This is a genomic window from Ruminococcus sp., from assembly GCF_045129435.1.
Taxonomy (GTDB): Bacteria; Bacillota; Clostridia; order Oscillospirales; family Acutalibacteraceae; genus Ruminococcoides.
In genome coordinates this window covers 1-2,668 of the sequence record NZ_JBGVJL010000122.1, presented here as the reverse complement: position 1 = coordinate 2,668, position 2,668 = coordinate 1, and the positions used below count along the sequence as shown (strand labels likewise).

Below are 2,668 nucleotides of genomic sequence, written 5' to 3'. Positions count from 1 at the left end.
TGCGTTATCGTCATTTATAAGCTCCTTTGAAAACAGCATATTCTGATAGGTGTTTGTTGACTTAGTTTCGGGCATAATCTGCTCTTGCGGAATACCCTGCTCAAGCAGGTATCTTTTCATAGCTTCGCCTTCAGAGATTATTTCATCTTCACCTTGTCCGCCGGAAGGAACAAACACAAGCTTTTTTCCTGCCTTTTCAAGCTGATTGTAATAGAACTCAATCGCCTTGTCAACTCGTCCTCTTAAAAGCGGAAGTAATGTGCCGTCCTTTTTAATGCCGCAGCCAAGTATAATTATGTAGTCCTTATCGTAGGCAGGAATATGCTTAGCCGCAATCAGGCCACAGATTTTTGTGCTGAAAAGATAGATTTCAAAGAACACATATAATGTGGCAATTATTGCGTAGACTGCATTAAAAGCGATTTTGTTGAAATAAGAAAATCCTAATGGAACAGCCGCACAGCCTAATGCACCGAGTGTAAGAAATACGCTGATTAAGATGCCGAGTGCATTTTGTATTCTAAAGCCCTCGTGTATGATAAGAGAAATATTACTGATTGTCATTGAAGCGGAATATATCAGCACGAACACAAGAGATATAAGAACCAGAGCGTATAAAAATATGGTTAATACATTGTGCAGGTTGCTTACCTGATAATTTCTGTAGTTGGCTAAAAGATAAACGGATAATACTGAGAACATAAGCCCAAACCCGCAGAATAAAATCATAAGTGAGCAGTTGAACACAGTTTTGTACGAATAAATACATTTTTTTAAACTGTCTGCAAAATTAAATATCATATACACACCCATAATAACTAAGAATATGGCGAGTGTGATATAGATTACGGGATAACTGCCAATGTTGGGCAGAATGCCGTCAACTCGTTCAGACAGTATATTGAAAGCTCCGACATGGTATTCGGCGAATGTTTCATACACTCTTATGCCGTTTTCATACAGGGTAATGGTTGCATTGGTACTGCCTTTTTGCAGTGCGTTGAACTGTAGCTTTAAGTATCCGGCTTCATGCACAGGCTCACAATCCTCAACTATACCGTCAACTGAATATGTAACTTTAGCTTCTGTATATTTAATTGTGTCACCCTCATAAAAAATACTTGCAGTAGCTTGTATCGGTAATAAGTATGTAGCTGCACATACCAATCATAAGCACCACTGCAAGCAGAAACGCAAACAGGATTTTTTTCTTTGATATACTATAGCCACAGTCAAGGGAACAACACAAACAAAACCTTGAAATATATCAAAATGGCAAGGTAAGCCAAAAGGAGTAATTAAAATGAAAAAGATTAAATTTTTAGCAATTACAGGTGCAACAGTATTGGCAGTATCATCATTAACAGCGGTAGCAGTTTCTGCGGCAACAAATAAAAATGATGAAAAGTCGGCACAGGTTATTGTAAAGAACACAGACACAGGCAAAATAATCACACAGAATATGCTGTATGACGGCAAGCAAAATGTTGACTATAGCAAGGTGGATAATCTTTCGGCAGGTAACTATGAAGTAAAGGTGATTGACAACACAGGCAAGGAGAGTGTGCAGAGCTTTGGATTTGACGCTGATAATGGTGTAACTGACAACCTTTTTGTAAAGTGGTCAAGAAGTACACAGACACTAAATCTTATTAATCTTGACGGTGCAACAGGCGAGGAAACCTATGATGTTACTTTATTTGTTGCAGGTAAGGACTCCGGTGTACAGCAGGGAATGATAAAAGCAGATGACAACACCTACTATGCTATTGTAGATGATTTAGACGCAGGCGATTATACGGCAACGGTAAATAATAACGGCAAAACAAGCGAGGAGCATAGCTTTGGCTTTGCAATTGATGATAACACAACATCTTCGTTCATTGTACAATACAGCGTTGATACAAACAAGGTGACAACAGAGCCTATTAATTATGAAAATGCTCAGGCGGTTGTAAGCGTAAAAAATACTGAAACAGGCAAGACCATTGTAAGGGAACTTACACAGGCTGACGAAAATTCCTTTGCAAATGTTGTTGACACATCAGACGGCACTTATGAAATCTCTGTATTGGCTAAAGATGGTAAGGTAGATAAATTGACAATTAACGGCGAAGCAGACAGCCAAACATATGTTGAGTACAATTCTTCAACAGGCAAGGTAGAGCTGCTTTCACTTTAATTATAAGAATATAATATATACCCCTTCAGAATCCTCCTATGCAAAGCTTGTGCAGGAGGATTTGTGCTTTTGTGAGTTTAATTAGCTGATAATAAATACTCAAAAAGAGTTTTATGCTTTTGTAGGTATAAAGTTGTGATAATTTGTTGTGCTTTTGTCATACTTATTAGCGTATAATAAAAAATGTAGATTTTACTCACCCTAAAATTTACACCTATAATCCTACAACACTGCCATTGGCTTATGCCGGTGGCAGTTGTTGTTTTTAGTTGATTTGTCAAGGTGAAAGAGGCAAAGGCAATAAGTTTGAACAAAACAAAGCCGGCACCTTGAGATGCCGGTTTCTTATAAATGCTAAACTGAAAATGCACAAAATCGCCAACTCAAAATGTACAATTTTGGCAGATCACTCCTGAGGAGAGTATACTTTCCTCAGGAGGTAGAAATATGAACCAAAGGAAAGACATTTTAGAGAGGGTGAAGCAC

The 2,668-nt window shown here is 38.0% G+C and carries 2 protein-coding genes; one reads left to right on the top strand and one right to left on the bottom strand.

Annotated elements, in window-relative coordinates; all coding sequences use genetic code 11:
* Positions 1–1,167 (bottom strand): YdcF family protein (locus tag ACJMMI_RS06160; protein ID WP_405354329.1); only part of this gene is annotated, 1,167 nt, incomplete at its 3' end.
* Positions 1,168–1,303: 136 nt separating this feature from the next.
* Here ACJMMI_RS06160 and ACJMMI_RS06155 point away from each other — a divergent pair.
* A complete protein-coding gene (locus tag ACJMMI_RS06155; protein WP_405354328.1) occupies positions 1,304–2,182 on the top strand; it encodes a hypothetical protein in 879 nt (292 codons plus the stop codon).
* Positions 2,183–2,668 lie beyond the last annotated feature (486 nt).